This window comes from Agrobacterium sp. LAD9 (genome assembly GCF_003031125.1).
Lineage (GTDB): Bacteria > Pseudomonadota > Alphaproteobacteria > Rhizobiales > Rhizobiaceae > Agrobacterium > Agrobacterium radiobacter.
In genome coordinates this window covers 466,757-487,685 of record NZ_PHGS01000002.1, presented here as the reverse complement: position 1 = coordinate 487,685, position 20,929 = coordinate 466,757, and the positions used below count along the sequence as shown (strand labels likewise).

Genomic DNA, 20,929 nt, shown 5'->3' with positions numbered 1-20,929 from the left:
TGAAACGCCCCGGTCTCTCGCCTTCGCTGGTGAATGCCATTACCGACCACATCACCGCCTGCCTCGACAATATCTCGCCAATGAGCGTTGCCGACGAGATGGACAATGATGTGAAGACCTACCCCAAGATGCCGCGCCTGCGCGCCGGGCATATGCTGCCGGGGTGGTGAAGGGATAGTGGGTATCGCAAAGGCCGGACATGTCCGGCCTTCCTCTTTTCGAGCTATCGTGCCCGTAGCGTCGCAACCGCCAGCAACGTATCGCCGCTGATACCCACCGAGCCGCTGCCATTGAACAGGGTCATGATGGGATCGGCGACGTTCTGCTGATTGTCGTACATGATGGTGAAACGGGCGATCAGCTTCTTGACCTTATCCGGGTCCTGAAAATCCTTGATGTCGAAATATTTCTTCATCATCGCCACCTGGGTATCGACGCCGGCATTACCGAGTTCATCGGGAATGCCAAAGGTGGTCTTGATGAAGTTCTGGATCGCGGTATCGGCAAGGATCGAATAATAGGACGTCGTCCCGGCCGCCATGCGCTTGAAATAGAGCGCCAGTCGCACGCCGGCGTTTTCTTCGCCCGCCTGCGTTTCCAGCGTCTGGGTCAGATAATTGTCGAGCGTTTCATAGAGGCCGCGCCGGGTCTGGATCAGGCTGCGGTCTTCATGAAGGAGCTTGCCGTCCGTGTCGAAATTGAAGGCGGTGACGAGGCGACGGAAGACCGGGTCCATTTCCTTGTTGACGTAGCTGTTCTTGTCATCGAGATTTGACGTGAATATCTTCTGCAGCTGTTCTTTCGTCACGCTCTTGGGGTCAATGCCGAGCGATTCCATCGCGAATGTGGTCAGGCGATCATTGGCCAGGAACTCACTGAGCGTCTTGATCTTCTGCATTTCGCCCGAGAAATATTTCGCCTCGGTCGTGGCGGCTTCCTTGTCCTTAGCAGTACCGAAAGCCGATTTCTTCTTGATGTAGTCGGCCGACATGGTCTGCAGCTCGATTTCCGACTGCGCCAGAATGGGTGCACCGACCGAACCGTCCTTGGTGAAGTTGAAGAGTTCGGCAAGCTTCACATACCGATCGTCCTTCAGCGTATAAACGTAACTCTTCTTATCCTGCAGGTCGCTGGTCAGCACCCTCTGAATATCGGAGATGTTCACCTTGGTGGGATCGAGGCCGACAGCCTTCAGCGCATAGGTATAGACCGCATTGGTTCCGAGGAAATCATTGACGCTTGTGACCTTGCCAATGCTGCTCTTGAACAGCGTGAGCGCCTTTGCGTCAGCTGCCTCGTCCGCATCATTGTAATGGGTCATGTAACCGCTGGTGGTCGTCGCGGTCTGTGTCGTTGTCTGCGGCGTCGTGCCGGCCGCGAGCGTCCCGTCGGGTAGAAAGTTGAACGCGTTTTTCAGGGCGAGGTAACGCTTGTCGTTCTTGCCCATGGTCGCGATATAATTGTTCGGATCGCTGAGATCGCTTGTGAGGATGTTCTTGATCGTTGCCGGCACGATGGTCAGGTCGTTCAGATCGAAGGCCGTTCTGATGTAATTGACAAGCCGCGCATCCGACATCAGTTCCTCTACTGTCGTGATGGAACCAATCTTCGATTCGAAGTAATCGCGGTTCAGCGTCGCGACGGTCGGCGTCACACGCGCTGCGCTGCCGATATAGGAGTCCGTGATGGCTTTCAGATTGTCCGCCGTCTGTGCCCCGCCGGCAGTTACCGTGCCGTCATTCTTGAACTCGAAGGCGTTAGCGATCTGCGCCATCTTGTTATATTGGGTGACGGTGTTCGACAGCGTCGTCTGTTCCGCCTTGATCGCCGCAAGCTTCGCCTCCCACTCATCCTTCGGTGGCAAAACGGCCTCAAGCTGGGTCAGCTGGTCCTGGCGGGTCACCTTTTCCGCCTCGAGCTTCGTGCGCTCTTCGTTTGTCAGACCCGTGCCCGCAAGTTCGGTATCGATGGCCGTAATCCGGGTGGTGACCTGCGCATGCAGTTCGATATTACCCTTCATCGTCAGTTTTTCGACCGCGTCATTATAGGCCGCGCCGTATTTCTGGTTAATGTAGCTATTGGGATCGTTGACGTCGCTCGTCATCAATCCCTTGATATGGGCATAGGAATAGGTCTTCTCATCGACGCCGAAGACCTGGAAGATATAGGCGCGGGTGCGGTCGTTGCGCAGCAGCTGGTCGGCATTCGTCACCGTGCCGATGATTGCCTTGTAATAACGTGTCTCTTCTGCAAGGCTGCTGTTCAGATTGGTGATCGACGTATCATAAAGCCCGATCATCTTGTCGAGCTGTGCGTCTGTCTGCACGGTCTTTGTCGAAGAGCTGAAATTGAAGGCGGCGGCGAATTCCCGATAACGCTCGTCGGTCAGCTTGTTGGCGAAGCTGTTCTGGTCGTTCAGGTCGCTGTCGAGCACCTTTTTCATGAAGGCCTTGGCATAGGTCATCTCGCCCAGACCGAAGGCATCCATGGCATAGGAATAGAGCTGGTAGTTATCGAGGAATTCATCGACGCTTTTCACATTGCCGATGTTTTCCTTGTAATATTTCGTCTGCCGCTCCACGAGCCCCTGCTGCGACACGCGCGAGATGCTTGCCTTCATATCGCGGTTGATGAGGTCGTAGCTGAGATAAGTCGATACCATCCGTATGCCCCCTGGAGCACAGCGCATCCCCTCGGGGACACCAAAAGCTCCGGTTTTGAACCACCCATCGCGCGCCCATCCGGACGCACGGCAAGCCTTGGCATGACTATGCATGACGCGCCTTGCCCGTAGCTTGAAAGAGCACAATTCCGATCGGGATAAAAACCGCATTGTCTCGATCTGCTTTACCTAAGCGAAACCATGCCACAGTGTGTTTTGCTAACCATTTGGGAATGCAAAGTTTTCTTAACCGCGATTTTTAAGCAGTCTCGAACATGCGGCGGATATTCTCCCGACATCAGAGGACGAAAAGTCCCGATGAGAAGACCGGAAACCGGCTCTCAGGTAAAACAAGGGTAGAATAAACATGACCAAGACCGTTCTGAAGCCCGACTGGGCCGTCGCCACTCTCAGACTCGACCCGGCACGTTTTCCGCAACAGGTCACCTATGGAAAAGGCAATGGCGCGACCGATGTCGCCGTCACTCTCGATGAACGGGGCGCCGTTCTGCGAAAGGTTCTGTCCTCTTCCGGCCTGCCTCTGTCCTTCGCCCTGCCTGCCCGCGCTTTCAAGGGTGTTGCCGCCCGCGCCATCGACCATGGCGACGGACAGGTGACGGTGACCCTGGAACTGCACCATGATGATCCGGATCTCTGCGTTCCACTTCTCGTCGCTCACGATCTCTGCGATATCGCCGCCGACTGGCGCAGTTGGTCTGAAGCCTACCGCATTCCCATGCTGATGGTGGAAGCCGATGGCGTTGCCCGTCCGCTGGAAGAACATCTCGGCAAGGTGCGCACCCAGAATACCCGTCCGCGCCGCCGCCATTCCTATTTCGCGGAACGCCGTCCCCGCTTCCTCGTTCGCCGCTCCACCGGTTCGCTCGGCATGAGCATGAAGATCGAGGGCAAGGAAATCATCGCCCGCAGCTGATAATCTTCAGCCAGACAATCAAAAAGCCCGGCGCGGATGACGCGGCCGGGCTTTTTCATTCCGTATTTTCACGGCTTACGCCAGCAGGAGCGACAGGATCAGGCCTGCGAAAATCAGCACGCCGACGCGGTTGTTGGATTTGAACAGCACGAGGCACTGGTCCACGTCATCGATATCGAGCACCCAGACCTGGCGGAACAGCATGAGCGCGGCAGCGGCAAGGCCGCTATAGGCAATGATGTTAACGTCCGCCATCCAGAACGACAGGAACATCATGGCAAGGGCTGTGCCATAAAGGAAAACCAGCCAGCGATGTGTGTTCTCGCCAAACAGCAGGGCGGTCGAACCGATGCCCACCGCGGTGTCATCTTCCTTGTCCTGATGGGCGTAGATTGTATCATAACCGATCGTCCAGGCGATGGAGCCGACATAAAGCAGGACAGCCGGCCAGGCGAGCGATCCGAACTGTCCGGCCCAGCCCATCAGCGCGCCCCAGGAAAAGGCAAGGCCGAGGAAAAATTGCGGCCAGTTGGTGAAGCGCTTGGCGAAGGGATAGATCGCCACGAAAACCAGCGAGAATATGCCGGTCGCGATTGCGAAACTGTTGAACTGCAAAAGCACGACGAGCCCGGCAAGCGCCTGCAGGACGATGAAGACCTTGGCCTGCATCCGGCTCACGCGGCCGGAAGGCAGCGGCCGCGAACGGGTGCGCGCCACGGCCATGTCGATCTTGTGGTCGGCCAGATCATTATAGGTGCAGCCCGCACCACGCATCGCCACCGACCCGATGAAGAACAACGCCAGATGCCAGATCAGTGTCGCCCAGGAAAAGCCGCCGCTTGCCACCGCCACATTGGCCGCAAGGGCCGCGGACCAGAAACACGGCCACATCAACAATTGCCAGCCGATGGGGCGATCCCATCGTGCAAGCTGCGCATAGGGCCAGAGGGACCTCGGCAAAATCCGATAGACCCAGTTGTTGGATGGCGCGTCGGAAACGCGGTCTGACAAATCGCTGTGGTGAACCATAGGGATGGTTCTACAGCATCGGCGGGAAAATCGGAATGGATTTCAAAGTGCAAAGATGCGCGGTTCTTGGCGGATTGCAACACGCCACCGGCAAAGCGAAAACCTCACCGACGTTATCCTCGGGCTTGACCCGAGGATGACGTCGAACGCGGATTGGCAGAAACATCAAGGCCCGCAACGGTTTCCTGCGGGCCATCAACCTCAGACATTCGGTTTCTTGTCTCAGGGCAGCGAAAAATTGAATTTATAGCTTGCCTGAACACCGATGATGAACTGGTTTTTCGAGCCGCGCTCGCGCACCAGCGAGCTATCGGCGGCATCACCGGTCAGGCGGCGATATTCCGCAAACGACCCGACTTCGGCGTTCTCGGTGACCTTCCAGGTGATGGCGGCGCCGATGCCGGCGGAATGCAGGCCGCCGCCCGGGCTATAGGGCGATGGCGCACCGGCGGCCGTCTGCGCAGCACTTACACCGTAATAACGCTCATTGTACTTGCTGCTCACCCATGTGGCGCGCGGGCCGGCGGAAATCTGGATGCCGGGGGCGATATCGGTGAAGGCATCGACGGCGACATCGCCGACCACGCCGCTATGGCTGCGGATACCCTGACGGACTTCGCCACGAACGCGCAGCCAGTCGGTCGGATAAGCCTCGGCGAAACCACCAAGCTCGCCGCCGCGCTTGATGCGGGTCATGCCCTTGAGATCGGCGGAATCGCCCTCGTCACGCGGGGAAACCAGCTTGCCGGCCAGACCCATGCTGATCGGGCCATTGTCCAGAAGCGAAATCGAGGCGCTGTCGTTGCGCGAGGTAAAACGCGCGCCCTGCCCCTGACGGCCAAGCGAAATGATGGGCGAAAAGCCGAATTCATTCTTGTTGTCGCCCTGATATTTCGGCGCGGTGAAACCCGCACCACCGAGCTTCAGATACCAGTCGCCCGAAAACCAGCCTTCCGCATGGGCATTGCCCACGGCAAAAAGCGACAGGACACAGGCGGCGGCGGCCGCTGATGGCTTGAACATGAAAGAACCCCAGAAACGCAATACAGACAAGGTGCCCATAGAATTAGAGGGATTGTCTTTCCATTTCATTAACCAGAGCGGGAAAGCAAACCGGCGGCTACTTCCCCATCATTCCGGCCCTGAGCCGGCATGACGGGGAAACACCTTAGAACGTCACCTTCTCGAGTGGCGCACGGGTCTTCTCGAACTCCAGCAGCTTCGCCTCGTTCTGCGCAATGTAGTCGCGATTATGCGGAACGGCGTCGCGGTCCTTGGCGAGCTGGATCTGGAAGATATGGAAATTTTCGTGGGTAAAGGCCATTTCCGACCCCGCCAGATAAAATTCCCACATGCGGAAGAAACGTTCGTCGTAAAGCGCTATCGCTTCGGCTTTGCGCGCCACGAAACGCTCGCGCCAATGCCTGAGCGTATGCGCATAATGCATGGGCAGGATTTCGATATCCTTCACCAGCAGCCCGGATTTCTGGATCGACGGCAGCACCTCGGCAAGCGAGGGTATATACCCACCGGGGAAAATATATTTTTCGATGAAGGGATTGGTCGCCAGTGCAGGGCTGGGCTGGCCGATGGAATGCAGCACCATCACGCCCCTGTCGTCCAGCACCTCCGCCACCTTGTCGAAATAATCGCGATAATGCGTCGGCCCGACATGTTCGAACATGCCCACGGAGACGATGCGGTCATATTTCTTCGAGGCCGGCAGATAGCGGTAATCCTGCAATTCGAAGCGGATATTGCCGGCAAGCCCGCGTTTTGCCGCACGATCGCGGGAAACGCGCAGCTGTTCCTCGCTGAGCGTGATGCCGGTCACGTCGGCACCGGCGCTTTCGGCGATATACATCGCCATACCGCCCCAGCCGGAGCCGATTTCCAGCACGCTCTGGCCCGGCTCGGTCATCAGCTTGGCCGCGATATGCCTTTTCTTGGCGACCTGCGCCTCATAAAGGCTGATGCCGGGCGGATTGAAATAGGCGCAGGAGTATTGCCAGTCCTCATCAAGGAAGAGATCGAACAGCTTGGCGCTCAGGTCATAATGATGAGCGACATTGCTCTTGTTGTGATTGACCGGCAGATGCATCTTGATGCGGGCGGCGATGATGCGTGCCATGCCGCGCCAGACCATGCCGAAGGACAGCGCCTCGCTCAGCGTGTTGCCTTTGACCAGTGCGAGGAAATCGTAGATGTCGCCTTCTGCGACCTTCGCCCGGCCCTCCATGTACATTTCAGCGAGCTTCAGCGCCGGATCGGCGGCTATCTCCTGCATGGCGGCTTCATCGGTGAAGTTCAGAACCACCTTTTTTCCCGTGCCGTTGCCGAAAGTGCGGCTGCCGCCCGGGCTGTTGACGGTGAGATCACCGATCTTGATTATCTTTTCGAGAAGAACATGCAGAGACGACGCCATGGCACCCCCAATTGCTAAGTCTCACTTATCAATTTTGCAGACCGTATTCCTTTCGGCACAAGTTTCAAGATAGTCTTATTTCAAAAAAATTGAACGATTTCATCAAGGAAAAAGCCCCGCCGGGGTATACGGCGAGGCTTTTTGGTAAAAAATCATTTCAACCCACGGTCAGCGCCGCTTCATGGCTTCAGCCAGCGCAGCGGCAAGCGCACCACCGGTTTGCGACCCCTCGTTGCGATCTTTCGGTTTTGATGTCGCGTGGCGCATGGCGCTGGCATTGCCCTTTTCACGCACCGGCTGCGGCGCTGCCTCACCGCCATCCTTACGCATGGTGAGGCCGATGCGCTTGCGCTTCACATCCACTTCCACGACTCGCACCTTGACGACGTCGCCCGCCTTGACGACCTCATGCGGGTCTTTCACGAAACGATCGGCAAGCTGCGAGACATGCACCAGTCCGTCCTGATGCACGCCGATATCCACGAAGGCGCCAAAGGCGGCGACATTGGTGACCGTACCCTCCAGCAACATGCCTGGTTTCAGATCGGTGATCTCGTCCACACCTTCGGCAAAGGTCGCGGTCTTGAAGCTCGGGCGCGGGTCGCGGCCGGGCTTTTCCAGTTCGGCGATGATGTCTTTTACGGTCGGCAGACCGAATTGCTCGTCGATGAACGTCTTCGGATCAAGCGCCTTCAGCGCGGCGCTGTCGCCCATCAGCGAACGCAGATCGCGGCCGCAGGCAGCAACGATCTTTTTCGCCACGCCATAGGCTTCCGGGTGAACCGAGGAAGCATCCAGCGGTTCCTTGCCGTTCGGGATGCGCAGGAAACCGGCGCATTGTTCGAAGGTGCGCTGGCCAAGGCGCGGCACCTTCAGCAGCTCCTTGCGGCTGGCAAACGGCCCGGTCTGGTCACGATGGGCGACGATGGCATCGGCAATCGAGCTGCCGAGACCGGAGACCCGTGCCAGAAGCGGCGACGAGGCCGTGTTGAGATCGACGCCGACGGCGTTCACCGCATCTTCCACCACAGCATCGAGTGAGCGGCTGAGACGGCCCTGATCGACATCATGCTGGTACTGGCCGACACCGATGGATTTCGGCTCGATCTTCACCAGTTCCGCCAGCGGATCCTGAAGACGGCGGGCAATGGAGACGGCGCCGCGCAACGAAACGTCGAGATTGGGGAACTCCGCTGCCGCACGTTCCGACGCGGAATAAACGGATGCGCCCGCTTCCGAGACGATGACCTTGGTGGGCTTTGCACCGGAAGCGGAAGCCGGCATCTGCGCCAGAAGATCGGCCACCAGCTTTTCCGTCTCGCGGCTGCCCGTGCCGTTGCCGATGGCGATCAGCTCGACATTGTGCTTGCGGATGAGCAAAGCGAGTTCGGCCTGCGTACCGCGCACATCGTTCTTCGGCGGGAAAGGATAGACCGTCGTGGTTTCGAGCAGCTTGCCAGTACCATCCACGATCGCGACCTTCACGCCGGTACGGATGCCGGGATCAAGCCCCATGGTGGCGCGGGAGCCGGCGGGGGCTGCCAGCAGCAGGTCCTTCAGATTGCGGGCGAAGACATTGATCGCCTCTTCTTCCGCCCGCTCGCGCAGTTCGCGCATCAGATCGAGCGACAGCGACATGGAAAGCTTCACCCGCCAGGTCCAGCCAGCGACCTCCATCAGCCATTGATCGGCAGGCCCCGCATTGCGGATATCGAAGGCGGCGGCGATCGAGCGCTGCGCGGGCTTTACCGGTGAGGGATCATCCGCATCGACATCGATCGTCAGCGTCAGAATTTCTTCGTTCCAGCCGCGCAGCATGGCTAGCGCCCGGTGGCCGGGCACCGTCGCCCAGCGCTCGAAATGATCGAAATAATCGGAGAATTTTTCGCCCGTCGCCTGTTTGCCGTCCACGACCTTGGCGCGGAAGGTGGCGTTCTGGCGCATGTAATCACGCAGGCGGCCGAGCAGATCGGCATTTTCCGTCATGGTTTCAGCCACGATGTCGCGCGCGCCCTCAAGCGCCGCCTTCACATCGGCCACTTCGCCCTGCACATAAGCTTCCGCCAATTTCGCCGGATCGGCAGCGCGGTTTTCCCAGATGGCTTCCGCAAGCGGGCCGAGACCGCGTTCACGGGCGATTTCCGCGCGGGTGCGGCGTTTCGGCTTATAGGGCAGGTAGAGGTCTTCCAGCTCCGCCTTGGTCCCGGCCTGCATGATCTTGACCATCAGCTCGTCGGTCATCTTGCCCTGACCGGTGATGGAATCGACGATGGAGGCGCGGCGCGCATTGAGTTCGCGCAGATAGACGAGACGTTCCGAAAGCGTGCGCAGCTGGGTGTCATCAAGCCCTCCGGTCACTTCCTTGCGGTAACGGGCGATGAAGGGAACGGTCGCGCCCTCGTCCAGCAAGGCCACCGCCGCCTTCACCTGATCGGGGCGGGCGTTGATTTCGGAGGCGATGAGCGTGGTGAGGCGGGCATTATCTGCGGTCATGAGGTTCTCTGATGTCACATCTGGAGCGGCGAACATAATGTCTGATTGTGGCGTGACAACAAGAGGCGGGAACGATTCCACAGGAAAGGCTGACTTCAAGGGAAAGACGGGCATTTGCGGCGCTTTCTCCTTGACCTTTCGCCCCCCTGCCCTTAACGCCCCTGACACAAGGTTACTGGCGAATTTGCAGGGGTATTGACCATGAAAGTTCTGTTGATCGGTTCCGGCGGACGCGAACATGCGCTGGCGTGGAAAATCGCCCAGTCTCCCCTGCTCGATGAGTTTTATGCCGCCCCCGGCAATCCCGGCATCGCCGACCACGCGACACTCGTTTCGCTTGATGTGGAAGACCACGCGGCCGTCATCGCCTTTACGAAAGAAAAGGCAATCGACTTCGTTGTCGTCGGCCCGGAAGCGCCGCTGGTTGCGGGTCTGGCGGATGATCTGCGTGCCGCCGGCATCGCCACCTTCGGACCGTCGAAAGCGGCGGCCCAGCTTGAAGGCTCCAAGGGCTTCACCAAGGATCTCTGTGCGCGCTACGATATTCCGACCGGCGCTTACCAGCGTTTCAAGACTGCCGAACCGGCCAAGGACTATGTTCGTGCACAGGGTGCGCCGATCGTCATCAAGGCGGACGGACTTGCCGCCGGCAAGGGCGTAACCGTGGCCATGACGGAAGCGGAAGCACTTGCCGCCATCGACGACTGCTTCGACGGCGCTTTCGGCGCAGCTGGCGCCGAAGTGGTGGTGGAGGCCTTCCTCGACGGCGAAGAAGCCAGCTTCTTCTGCCTTTCCGACGGCAAGACCGCGCTGGCGCTCGCCACCGCGCAGGATCACAAGCGTGTCGGCGATGGCGATACCGGCCCGAATACCGGCGGCATGGGCGCCTATTCTCCCGCCCCCGTCATGACATCGGCCATGGTCGAGCGCACCATGAAGGAAATCATCGAGCCGACGATCTCGGGCATGGCCAAGGATGGTAATCCCTTCTCCGGCGTGTTCTTCGCCGGCCTGATGATTACCGCCAAGGGCCCGGAACTCATCGAATATAACGTCCGTTTCGGCGATCCCGAATGCCAGGTGCTGATGATGCGCCTGAAAAGCGATCTGCTGCCGATCCTCTATGCCACCGCCACCGGCACGCTGGACAAGGTTGAGGCGGAATGGCGCGACGACGCAGCGCTGACTGTCGTTCTTGCCTCGAAGGGTTATCCCGGCGCTTACGACAAGAATACGCCGATCGCCCATATTCCCGAGGCGAGCGAAGAGGCGAAGGTCTTCCACGCCGGAACCGCGCTGAAGAACGGCAGTCTGGTGGCGACGGGTGGACGCGTGCTGAACGTCACCGCCCTTGGAAAGACAGTGACGGAAGCGCAGGCCCGCGCCTATGCGCTGGCGGACAAGGTGGAATGGGAAAATGGCTTTTGCCGCCGCGATATCGGCTGGCAGGCTGTCGCGCGCGAAAAGGCCTGATCCTTAAGGAAAACTGGGCTGGGAGCGAATATTTCGTTCAATTTTTACCAAGTTTGCTGACCCGATGGAAACGAAACATCGGTAATACTTGCCGGAATATTGAATGGCGCACCGTGCCTCGATCACGAGGCCGCGCCGTCATTTCGGGGGTTTCGATGCGTCGTCTTTTTCTGACAGCTGTTATCGCGCTGACCGGCGGGTCGGCGATGGCATCTTCCATCGAATATATAAACGGCGTGCACGTGGCCAATGGCAGCTTCGTTCGCCGCGATTGCGCGGGTTGCCAGCCCGTGAAGGGCAAAGCCGTAACGCAAGGTTATGCGGTTCCCTCCATTGAGCCTGGCACCCAGCACACGGAAATGCGCGAAGTCGACGGCAAGCGCACCCTGGTGCGCACCGAAGCCTGGCTTGGCGGTGCGCCCGTCACCTTCGTCAGCACCAATCCCGCATGGATGACGGAAACCTCCAGCACCGCCATCGCGACCTATGACGAGGCAGAACCCGCAGCACATCCAGCTGAGACGGTTTCGACACCGGCCGGCATCGACGTGACGACGACCACGGCAGCCGTCAAGGAACTTTCCACCGAAAATGCAGCCGAGCCGGCCAGCGCCTCGGTGATCGGCGCGCCCCAGTTCCCGGATTTCAAATTGCGCGGCAACTGACCGGTCGAAGACGTTTTTGATGACGAACGTCAAATAATCGCGTCATCGCTGCATTCCCGAAATGACGCTGCAACCATGCGGGGAATGTTGCTTTCTCCGCCGCGTATTCTGCCTATAAGGCCTGATAAAGCCTTCGCTAATTAAATATTTATTCAAATTTTTAGCCGCTAAGTGGGTTTATAGTGCGATGCAGCACAGGATGAGGCCACGGCGGGGACACGCGCTTTTCTGGCCTTTTATCGCGCATCATGCGCCTCTCCCTTCTCTGAAACATCGGTACCGCGCGGCATTTTTCAGGCGCGCGATTCCAAACGCTTGTGAGCGCCCATGAAGAACCTTTCCATTTCCCGTCAACTGATCGTTCTCGTGGTGGCCCTGATGGCCGCCTTCGCCGTGGCGACGTTTTACCAGCTGAAATCCGCCACCGATGCTATCTATGAGGAACGCTACGGCATGCTGCGGACGCAGGTGCAATCGGCGATCTCCATCCTGCAATCCTTCCACGACAAGGAAAAGGCCGGAACGCTTTCGCGCGACGAGGCCATGAAGCAGGCTTACGCGACTGTCAGCGCCATGCGCTTCACTCCCGACGGCTATCTCTTCGGTTACGACTACGACGTGACGATGAAGTTCCACCCCGATGCCAAGCGCGTCGGCGAAAGCTTCAAGGGCAAGCCTGACAGCAAGGGTTTCGCCTATCGTGACGAATTGGTGCGGCTTGGCCGCAATGGCGGCGGCCAAACGGATTTCTACGGCCCGAAGCCCGGTATGGAAGGCAATGATTACGCCAAGAGCTCCTATGCCCTTGCCTTTGAGCCCTGGCAGGTGGTGGTCGTGACCGGCGTTTACATCGATGATCTGAACGCGCAGGTTCGCGGCGATGTGATGAAGGCGCTGTCGATCGGCGCGCTGATCTTCGTGCTGGCGCTTGCCGCCGCTTTCTACGTCATCCGTGGCATTTCGAAGCCGCTCGGCGACATCCACCGCGCACTTGGCGAAGTGGCCAATGAGAACGTCTCGCTCGCCATTCCCCATACCGGCCTCACCAACGAAGTGGGCATGATGGCGAAGGCCACCGCCTCGCTTCAGGACAAGGTGCGCGAGCGCCACGCCATGCAGCGCCGTGAGGAAGAACAGCAGCGGCAACTCAATGCCGAGCGCCAGAACAATCTCGACATGCAGCGCGATGAAGCCGAATTGCAGGCACGCGTCGTCGCCACCATCGGCGAGTCCCTGGAGAAGCTCGCTGGCGGCGATCTGACAGTGCGTTGCGGCGATCTCGGCAATCGCTATGCGGCGCTGCGCGACAATTTCAACGAGGCGCTGACCCATCTCGATGCCGCCATGGCCAAGGTGAACTCCAAGAGCATCGATATTGGCGGCTCCAAGGAGGAAATCCGCAAGGCCTCCAACGAGCTTTCGCAGCGCACCGAACGGCAGGCCGCCAATCTGGAAGAAACCTCCGCAGCGCTCGACGAGCTGACGGTCGCGGTGCGCCAGACGGCGGAAGGGGCGGCCGATGCGGCCAAGCGCGTCACCACCGTCAGCTCCGAAGCCATGCGCAGCGACCGGGTGGTGGAAGAGGCGATTACGGCTATGAGCGGTATCGAGCAGTCCTCCGACCAGATTTCCAACATCATCGGCGTGATCGACGACATCGCCTTCCAGACCAACCTACTGGCGTTGAATGCCGGTGTTGAAGCGGCGCGTGCCGGTGAGGCTGGCAAGGGCTTTGCCGTGGTGGCGCAGGAAGTGCGCGAACTGGCGCAGAAATCCGCCGCCGCCGCCAAGGAGATCAAGGACCAGATCGCCCGCTCTTCCGCCCAGGTGGAAAATGGCGTGCGGCTTGTCGGCGAGGCCGGCGATGCGCTGAAGCGCATCTCGGACCAGATCAAATCCGCCAACGAGATCGTCAGCAAGATCGCCCACTCGGCTGCCGAACAGGATACGACGCTACGATCGATCTCTTCGTCGCTCAACCAGCTCGATGTTGCCACCCAGCACAATGCCGCCATGGCGGAAGAAACCACGGCTTCGGCGGAAGCGCTGGCGGTGGATACCGAAGAGCTGCTGAACCTCATCCGCGGCTTCCGCGTCTCCTCCGGCCATCAGCTTCATGGCATGGCGCACGAGATGCGCATGGCGGGGTGACCACGAACGGTCTCATGCGATTGAAACAAAAATGCCGGGCACAGACCCGGCATTTTTGCGTGCTCTCCAACATGTTCCCCACACATTCGGCGTCATCCTCGGGCTCGACCCACCCACATCTTCAGCGGGGAATGGATCTCGCCTCAAGGGCGAGAATGACGGAGGAGAGTATCAGCACGTTCGGAAATGAGCCATGCCGTGTCTGCGTGGCCTCGTCTCAACGAGAAAGCGCATCCAGCCGGTCAATATCGGCAGGTGAAAATACGGCAATACCGGCCTTTTCGAGCAGCGCCGCCGTCACACCATTGCCCGCATGTTTAACGCCAGAAAACGAACCATCGTAAATCGCAAGCGACCCGCATGACGGGCTGCCGTCGATCAGAAGCGCGTGGGTGCAGCCATTGGCCCTGGCGAAGGCGAGCGCCTTTTCCGCACCGGCGATGAACTCAGCCGTGACATCGCCGCCGGTTACTTCCAGCACACGGGCGCGGCCTTCCAGCACATCGAGACCGGAGGCCCCTTTCTCGATTTCCGCCGGCGGGCGCGGCACGGGCATGCCGCCCGCCATTTCCGGACAGATTGTCACCAGCCTGCCCTCGCTCTGCCAGCGCTCGATTGCCGGGTGAGAGAAGGGTTTGCCTTTGCCGTCATAGCGTACGGGTTGGCCGAGGAGGCAGGCGCTGATGAGAATTTTGGGAGGCGCGTGGGTCAATGGTAAGTCATCCTGCGAAAGCGCAAGCCTCAAAGTACCCCCTCTGTCCTGCCGGACATCTCCCCCAACAAGGGGGGAGATCGGCAAGTGGGACGCTCCCCGCCAAAGCCGTAACATAAAGATAATCGAGAGGTCGCCACGATTCGATCTCCCCCCTTGTGGGGGAGATGTCCGGCAGGACAGAGGGGGGTGAACCGCGCACACTGACATGTACGGCTACCCCGAAACCCCTCACCCCGTGATCTTCGAAAAATCCGCAACCGTTCCGGTGGCTTCGCGGATGGCCTTCAGCAACGCCAGACGGTTTGCACGGATGGCCGCATCCTCGTCATTGACGAGCACATCCTCGAAGAACTTGTCCACGGGCGCGCGCAACGTCGAAAGCGCCTGCATGGCCGAGCGGAAATCTTCGCCCGCAACAGCCTTCGCAGCATCTGCAGACGCGGTCCTGATCGCCGCATAGAGCGCCTTTTCGGCATCGAGTTTCAACAATTCTTCCGAAACGCCATCGGCCACCACGGTGCCCTTCTTTTCCTCGGCGGCCAGAAGCTGGGTGGCCCGCTTGGCGCCTGCCAGAAGGTTGCGGCCGTCCTCGCCGGTGATGAAGGCGGTGAGCGCCTCGACACGGCGAGCGATCATCAGCAGATCGTCGGACTCAGGCGTCAGAACGGCGTCAATCAGATCGTAACGCGCGCCAAGGTCGCGCAGGTAGACTTTCAGGCGATCATGGAAGAAGGAGAGAAGGTCCGGATCCTTCGCAACGCTCAGCAGCGAAAGGCGCACGTTTTTCTCGAGCAGAATGCGCACGACGCCGAGCGCCGCACGGCGCAGCGCGAAGGGGTCCTTCGAACCCGTCGGCTTTTCATCGATGGCCCAGAAGCCGACGAGCGTGTCGAGCTTGTCGGCCAAAGCGACCGTGATCGCCACCTTATCGGCCGGCAGGCGGTCGGAGGGGCCCTGCGGCTTGTAGTGGTCTTCGATCGCGGCGGCCACGCTCTCGTTTTCGCCTTGCAGCGTCGCATATTTACGACCCATCAAGCCCTGAAGTTCGGGGAATTCACCGACGGCTTCGGTGCGCAGGTCAGCTTTCGCGAGCACCACGGCGCGGTCCACCAGCGCATCATCGGCGCCAACGGCCGGGGCCAGCGCCTTCGCCAGTTCGCGAATACGCGTTACACGCTCGCCCTGCGATCCGAGCTTGGCATGGAAGGTGACGTTCAGTGCGTCGAGCTTAGCCATGCGCTGGTCGAGCGGCTTCTTGAGATCGAGGCCGAACTTCGCAGCCGATTCCTTCAGCGTTTCCAGATCGGGCAGATCGCCCTGGTCGCGGTTCCAGAAATGGCGGGCGTCCGAAAGGCGGGCGCGCACGACCTTGCCGTTGCCATGGATGATTTCCTTACCGCCGTCGCTTGCCTCGATATTCGAGATCAGGATGAAGCGGTTGGAAAGCCCCTCTTCCGCACCCTGATTACGGGTGACGAAACACTTCTGGTTGGTCTTGATGGTAAGCCGGATGATTTCCGCCGGGATTTGCAGATAGTCTTCCTCGAAGGTGCCCATCAGCACCTGTGGCCATTCGACGAGGCCGGAAACTTCTTCCAGCAGGCCTTCGTCTTCCACCAGGTCGAGACCATTGGCGAAAGCAAGGTCCTTGGCGTCGTGCAGGATGATATCCTTGCGGCGCTCGGCATCGAGAATGACCTTCGCCTTTTCAAGGCTCGAGACATAGTCCTCGAAACGGCGCACGGTGATCGGGCCGGGCGCATGGAAACGGTGGCCATAGGTGACGTTGCCGGCAACGATGCCGTCGATCACAAAGGGAATGACCTGCGTTTCGTCATGTTCGGGGCCGAACAGGCAGACGATGGATTGCAGCGGGCGCACCCAGCGCAGGCTCTCCGAACCCTTGCCTTCAATGCCAGCATAGCTCGAGCCCTTCGGCATGGAGGCCGGGCCGGAGCGCATGGATTTCGGCCAGGGGAAAGAGCGGATGATGCCGGGCATCACCTCGGCGATGATCTCTTCCGCCGGGCGGCCGGGTTTGTTGATGATGGCGATATAGAAATCGCCCTTCTTCGGATCGGAAACGACCTGCGCTTCCGAGATATCGTTGAGGCCAGCGCCGCGCAGAAAGCCCTCGATGGCCTTTTCATTGGCATCGGTGCGCGGCCCCTTCTTTTCCTCGCGCACATCGGCGGAGCGGGCGTTGAGGCCGCGAATATCCAGTGTCAGACGGCGCGGCGTCCAATATTCGCGCGCACCCTCATAGGTCAGCCCTCTCTCCACAAGCGCGTCGGTGACGAGTTTCTTCAGATCGCCAGCCGCCTTGCGCTGCATGCGGGCGGGGATTTCCTCGGAGCGGAGTTCAAGCAGAAGATCAGGCATGGGATCAGGACTTTATCTGTTGTCGGACGATTGCGGTCGGCTTAGCAAGCAACGCGGCAAAAGTCACCAAGGCATTCGGTTAAATTACCGCCGGCGGGCGTTACCAGCCGCCGCCGCCACCGCCGCCGCCGCCCGAGCCGGAGAAACCACCACCGCCACCGCCGGAAAAGCTGGAACCGGAGGAACTGACGGGCTGGGGAATGGTGGAGGCGATGGTATTTGCCATGGAGGTGGAGAAGCCGCCGATCCTGTCGCCAAAGCTGCCGTAATTGCCGCCCAAATACCAGCCGGGCGCATAACTTGCAGCAACGGCACCGGCAGCGGCTGTCGCAAGCCAGGTCTCGAAAGTGCGGCTCCACGGTTTTTCGACGCCGAGCGCCACCGCATAGGGCAGCAATTTCTCGAAATGCTGCGGCGACATGGCGGGGGCGCCAGCGGTGTTCATCCGGTCCTTTTCCGCCAGCGTCAGATAGGTTCTGAGACCTTCGATGCCATCCATCAGCTTGCGGCCAAGCGGCGTCGGCGCGCCCATCAGGAACAGGAAAAGCGCATTGGTGAGCACGATGCCGCCAATGGCGGCCAGCGCCAGCGACTTGGTGTCATGTGTCACATCCAGCAGGATTTGCGTGGCAATGCCGCCGATGGCGGAAAAGGCCACAAAACCGGCAAAGGCCAGCATGACGATGCCGCCGATGCGTTTGCGCAGCGGTGCACCACGCGAGAACTGCCGGCCGATGCCGATCGACAGGATGCTGAAGAAGAATGCGAAAAAGCCGAAGACCAGAACGGCGGCAATGGCGCTTTCATCGAGATCGCCGAACACCAGCGTCGCAACGATGATGGCGATGCTGAAGAAGATGCCGAACACGGTGTAACCGGCGTTGCTGCGGTAATATTTGCCGCGATGTTCTTTCTCTATCGCCGCGCGGAACTGCGTTCCGACCTTTTCGACCTCCGCACCATGGGCCTTGTCGATGGTCAGCGTCTCCCCCGCACCGCCGATGGAGGCAAGCAGCGTCTTCTGCCCGGTCGGCAGATCGGCAGCGGTTGCCTTTTCCGTGCGCCTGATGACGATGGCGTTCTTCAGGTCTTCCAGAACGACGAAACCCTTCACCGCAAGATCAAGGGCCGAGGCGGAGAGCGCCGTCCAGCCCGCGCCGGAAAAACCGCGGTTATCGACATAGTTGACCAGAGCCGGGGAAAGCCCCTCCGGCGCATCCCAGCGCGGCACGACTACGCCTTTTGCGGGATCACGACCGACGGCGAACCAGGCCCTCAGATAATAGAGGAGCACGACGAAAAGCCCGCCGCTCGAAAGCAGGATGGCGAGATTATCCCGCAGCCACCAGCCTGCCTCCTGCGAGGTGTCAGGTGCGGCGATGGCGCCCTTGGGCAGCTTGACGGCAACCGTCATGCCCTCGCCCACCGAAAACGGTCGGGTGGAGGCAAAGAACACCTCGTTGCCTTCGTTCAGAATCCGCGCATCCTTGCCCTTGGCGCCAAGCGGGCCGGTGAAGACGGCGGTATCCGTGGCCTTCACACCCTGCGGCAGAGTGATGGTCGCGGAAATCTCGCCCATCGGGAATTGCCAGCCATTACCGGTGACGTTCCAGGTCAGCTCGTCATAATCGCTGAAATAACGGATCTGCCGGGCGGTGGTATAGGTGATCTGGAAGATATGCTCACCAGTCGGCAGAAAGCGGTCGGCGCTGCCGGTATAGATGCGGATGCCGCCATCGATATTTTCGGTGCGCCAGTTTTCCGGCGCGCCATCGCGCTCCACCGAAACAACGTTGAAATCCACCTTGGTGCGGCGGTTGTTCGCATCCAGCGCATAAAGCGGGAAATCGCGGAAGATGCCGCGTTTGATGTTCCGGCCCTCGGCGCGGGCGGTGATGGTTTCCGTCACCGCCAGCTTGCCATCCGCCGCCACCTCGACGACGGAATGGTAGGAGCGGATGAATTCTTCCGCGAAAGCCGGGAAGGCCGCGCCCAGGAAGACGAACAACGCGAGAAGTCTTGCGGCGATGGTCTTCACGGGCGATCCCTCCTCAATGGCTTCAGTGCTGCGGCTCGGCAGCGCTTTCCTTTTCGGTATAGTCGACGCCCAGCGAGGCGAGCGCTTTCCAGTAGGCGGGATAGGTTTTGCCCACGCAGGCGGGGTTCTGGATAGCGATACCACCGATCTTCAGCGCCGCGAGTGCAAAGCTCATGGCGATGCGGTGGTCGGCAAAGGTATCGATGGAAGCATCGACCGTCTGGCCCGCGAGAGCCGGATCGGAATGCACGATCAGGTCGTCGCCTTCTTCATGCGCCAGACCGTCGCGGATTTCATTGAGGCCGAGCGAGACAGCGCGGATGCGGTCGCATTCCTTCACGCGCAGATTGGCGATGCCGACGAAACGCACTGGCGTCTCGTTGAAGGCGGCCAGAACCGCGATGGTCGGAATGGCGTCCTGCATCTGCGAGCCGTCGATTTCGGCGGGCAGATGCGGAAACTTTGCCATAACCTCATAGGCCTTGGCATCCGGCTGGGTGAATTTGTCGGCGGGCGTGCCGATATCGATGGCGCCGCCGGTCAGAAGTTCCGCGCCCCAGAGATAGGTGGCGGCGGAGGCATCCGGCTCGATGTGGAAATCGGTTGCCGTGTAACCCGTCGGATGCACGCGCCAGATGGCGTTGCTGACCCGCTCAATCTTCGCGCCGAAAGCTTCCATGGCGGATGTAGTGAGATCGATATAGCCCTTCGCGCCGATTTCCTCGCCTTTGAGAATGATATCGACAGGCTTGTCGCCGCAGGCAGCAGCCATCAGAAGTGCCGACACATACTGGCTGGAGAGGTTGGCGTCGATGGTGACGCTGCCTTTCGGGAACCCTGTGCCCTTGCCGCAGACGGTGACGGGCGGGCAGCCGGTCGGCGCTTCCGCTTCGACGCCGAGGGAGCGCAGGGCTTCCACCAGCGGCATGATCGGGCGTTTACGCATATGCTCGTCGCCATCGATGATGACGGCGCCATCCACAAGTGCTGCCGCCGCAGTGAGGAACCGCGTGGCGGTGCCGGCATTGCCGAGGAAAAGCGGCTTTTCCGGCTGCTGCAAAACACCAGTGCCTTCCACCACGAAGGTGGTGGCATCAGGCTCGGTTACCTTGACGCCCATCTCGCGCAGGGCTTCGGCCATATAAAGCGTGTCATCGCTTTTCAGCGCACCGGTCAGCCGGCTTTTGCCCTTGGCAAGGCCAGCCAGCAGAAGCGCGCGGTTGGTGATGGATTTGGAGCCGGGCGGCTCGACCTTGCCGGAAAGCGGGTGGCCGGGCGGTGTAATGGTCAGTTCGATCATGATTGTCGTCTTGTCAAAGAATGCGGCGAAGAGCCGGACTATCGGAATTTGAACGGGAGGTTTTAAGCCGCCGAAGAAGCAATGCGCTTAGAATTTCACGGTCGGCACGGCGCGGTCGGCCGGGTTCTCGATCTCGAAATAGGGCGCCTTGGAAAATCCGAACTGGCCTGCCACCAGATTGGACGGGAAGCTTTCCACCTTGACGTTGAGATCGCGGGCAGCGCCATTGTAATAACGGCGCGACATCTGGAGTTCACCTTCGATGGTTTCCAGCGACCGCTGCAATTCCAGAAAGTTCGTATTGGCCTTGAGATCGGGATAGGCTTCGGCCAGTGCAAAGAGTTTGCCGAGCGCCTGCGACAGCATACCTTCCGCCTGGGCACGGCCTTCGACATCGCCAGCCGGCACGGCCTGCGCCCGGTTGCGCATGGCGATCACCTCTTCGAAGGTGCTTTTTTCATGCGCCGCGTAACCCTTCACGGTCTCGATGAGGTTGGGAATGAGATCGGCTCGGCGCTTCAGCTGCACGTCGATGCCCGACCACGCCTCTTCCTTCATCTGCCGCGCCTTGACCAGACCGTTATAGATGAAGACGACATAAAGCGCGATTGCCGCGATGATTGCCAGCGTGATGAACATGAATTGCGATTCCCAGCTTCGTT

At 59.9% G+C, this 20,929-nt stretch carries 14 protein-coding genes and 1 pseudogene; 5 read left to right on the top strand and 10 right to left on the bottom strand.

Features of this window, described 5'->3' with window-relative positions; genetic code table 11:
• A pseudogene (locus DA915_RS29150) lies at positions 1–170 on the top strand (LysR family transcriptional regulator); the annotation flags it as partial.
• 53 nt (positions 171–223) lie between these two features.
• Here DA915_RS29150 and DA915_RS03195 read toward each other — a convergent pair.
• Positions 224–2,662, bottom strand: coding sequence for a DUF1217 domain-containing protein (locus DA915_RS03195; protein ID WP_107675119.1), 2,439 nt, complete (start codon positions 2,660–2,662; stop codon positions 224–226).
• 367 nt (positions 2,663–3,029) lie between these two features.
• Between DA915_RS03195 and DA915_RS03190 the strand changes: the two genes are divergently transcribed.
• Positions 3,030–3,596: a DUF6101 family protein gene (locus DA915_RS03190; protein WP_003503226.1), complete on the top strand. Its 567-nt coding sequence runs from the start codon at positions 3,030–3,032 to the stop codon at positions 3,594–3,596.
• 75 nt (positions 3,597–3,671) lie between these two features.
• Here DA915_RS03190 and ubiA read toward each other — a convergent pair whose 3' ends face one another.
• The 4 genes from ubiA to DA915_RS03170 all read right to left on the bottom strand — a co-directional run bounded on the left by ubiA (position 3,672) and on the right by DA915_RS03170 (position 9,543).
• Entirely contained in the window at positions 3,672–4,625 is a 954-nt protein-coding gene (gene ubiA / locus DA915_RS03185) for a 4-hydroxybenzoate octaprenyltransferase (protein ID WP_060722937.1), read from the bottom strand.
• Positions 4,626–4,847: 222 nt separating this feature from the next.
• The gene (locus DA915_RS03180) at positions 4,848–5,648 is read right to left on the bottom strand and encodes a MipA/OmpV family protein (protein ID WP_003503231.1); all 801 of its coding nucleotides are present in this window, start codon (positions 5,646–5,648) and stop codon (positions 4,848–4,850) included.
• Between the two features lie 145 nt (positions 5,649–5,793).
• The gene (locus tag DA915_RS03175) at positions 5,794–7,050 is read right to left on the bottom strand and encodes a cyclopropane-fatty-acyl-phospholipid synthase family protein (RefSeq protein WP_107675118.1); all 1,257 of its coding nucleotides are present in this window, start codon (positions 7,048–7,050) and stop codon (positions 5,794–5,796) included.
• A 168-nt stretch (positions 7,051–7,218) separates the two neighbouring features.
• Entirely contained in the window at positions 7,219–9,543 is a 2,325-nt protein-coding gene (locus DA915_RS03170; RefSeq protein WP_107675117.1) for a Tex family protein, read from the bottom strand.
• A 201-nt stretch (positions 9,544–9,744) separates the two neighbouring features.
• On the opposite strand from DA915_RS03170, the gene purD reads away from it, so the two are divergent.
• The 3 genes from purD to DA915_RS03155 all read left to right on the top strand — a co-directional run bounded on the left by purD (position 9,745) and on the right by DA915_RS03155 (position 13,832).
• Entirely contained in the window at positions 9,745–11,016 is a 1,272-nt protein-coding gene (gene purD / locus DA915_RS03165; RefSeq protein WP_107675116.1) for a phosphoribosylamine--glycine ligase, read from the top strand.
• A 155-nt stretch (positions 11,017–11,171) separates the two neighbouring features.
• Positions 11,172–11,681 (top strand): plant virulence effector HPE1-like domain-containing protein, encoded by a 510-nt coding sequence (locus tag DA915_RS03160; RefSeq protein ID WP_107675115.1) that lies wholly within the window; start codon positions 11,172–11,174, stop codon positions 11,679–11,681.
• A 327-nt stretch (positions 11,682–12,008) separates the two neighbouring features.
• The gene (locus DA915_RS03155) at positions 12,009–13,832 is read left to right on the top strand and encodes a methyl-accepting chemotaxis protein (protein WP_107675114.1); all 1,824 of its coding nucleotides are present in this window, start codon (positions 12,009–12,011) and stop codon (positions 13,830–13,832) included.
• Positions 13,833–14,049: 217 nt separating this feature from the next.
• Here DA915_RS03155 and DA915_RS03150 read toward each other — a convergent pair whose 3' ends face one another.
• The 5 genes from DA915_RS03150 to DA915_RS03125 form a co-directional block, all read right to left on the bottom strand.
• Positions 14,050–14,544, bottom strand: a complete 495-nt coding sequence (locus DA915_RS03150) for a DUF523 domain-containing protein (RefSeq protein WP_107675148.1) — start codon at positions 14,542–14,544, stop codon at positions 14,050–14,052.
• A 231-nt stretch (positions 14,545–14,775) separates the two neighbouring features.
• Positions 14,776–16,929 carry a glycine--tRNA ligase subunit beta gene (gene glyS / locus DA915_RS03140; protein WP_107675112.1) on the bottom strand — a complete coding sequence of 718 codons (2,154 nt, stop codon included), beginning with the start codon at positions 16,927–16,929 and terminating at the stop codon, positions 14,776–14,778.
• Positions 16,930–17,029: 100 nt separating this feature from the next.
• Positions 17,030–18,967: a DUF2207 domain-containing protein gene (locus tag DA915_RS03135; protein ID WP_107675111.1), complete on the bottom strand. Its 1,938-nt coding sequence runs from the start codon at positions 18,965–18,967 to the stop codon at positions 17,030–17,032.
• A 22-nt stretch (positions 18,968–18,989) separates the two neighbouring features.
• Positions 18,990–20,267: a 3-phosphoshikimate 1-carboxyvinyltransferase gene (locus DA915_RS03130; protein ID WP_003503247.1), complete on the bottom strand. Its 1,278-nt coding sequence runs from the start codon at positions 20,265–20,267 to the stop codon at positions 18,990–18,992.
• 87 nt (positions 20,268–20,354) lie between these two features.
• Positions 20,355–20,906 (bottom strand): LemA family protein, encoded by a 552-nt coding sequence (locus DA915_RS03125; protein ID WP_107675110.1) that lies wholly within the window; start codon positions 20,904–20,906, stop codon positions 20,355–20,357.
• Positions 20,907–20,929 lie beyond the last annotated feature (23 nt).

Coding starts and splice junctions, on each gene's coding strand:
- DA915_RS03195 (WP_107675119.1), bottom strand. CDS start 2,662: ATGGTATCGACTTATCTCAGCTACGACCTCATCAACCGCGATATGAAG.
- DA915_RS03170 (WP_107675117.1), bottom strand. CDS start 9,543: ATGACCGCAGATAATGCCCGCCTCACCACGCTCATCGCCTCCGAAATC.
- DA915_RS03190 (WP_003503226.1), top strand. CDS start 3,030: ATGACCAAGACCGTTCTGAAGCCCGACTGGGCCGTCGCCACTCTCAGA.
- ubiA (WP_060722937.1), bottom strand. CDS start 4,625: ATGGTTCACCACAGCGATTTGTCAGACCGCGTTTCCGACGCGCCATCC.
- DA915_RS03155 (WP_107675114.1), top strand. CDS start 12,009: ATGAAGAACCTTTCCATTTCCCGTCAACTGATCGTTCTCGTGGTGGCC.
- DA915_RS03180 (WP_003503231.1), bottom strand. CDS start 5,648: ATGTTCAAGCCATCAGCGGCCGCCGCCGCCTGTGTCCTGTCGCTTTTT.
- DA915_RS03160 (WP_107675115.1), top strand. CDS start 11,172: ATGCGTCGTCTTTTTCTGACAGCTGTTATCGCGCTGACCGGCGGGTCG.
- purD (WP_107675116.1), top strand. CDS start 9,745: ATGAAAGTTCTGTTGATCGGTTCCGGCGGACGCGAACATGCGCTGGCG.
- DA915_RS03175 (WP_107675118.1), bottom strand. CDS start 7,050: ATGGCGTCGTCTCTGCATGTTCTTCTCGAAAAGATAATCAAGATCGGT.
- DA915_RS03130 (WP_003503247.1), bottom strand. CDS start 20,267: ATGATCGAACTGACCATTACACCGCCCGGCCACCCGCTTTCCGGCAAG.
- glyS (WP_107675112.1), bottom strand. CDS start 16,929: ATGCCTGATCTTCTGCTTGAACTCCGCTCCGAGGAAATCCCCGCCCGC.
- DA915_RS03125 (WP_107675110.1), bottom strand. CDS start 20,906: ATGTTCATCACGCTGGCAATCATCGCGGCAATCGCGCTTTATGTCGTC.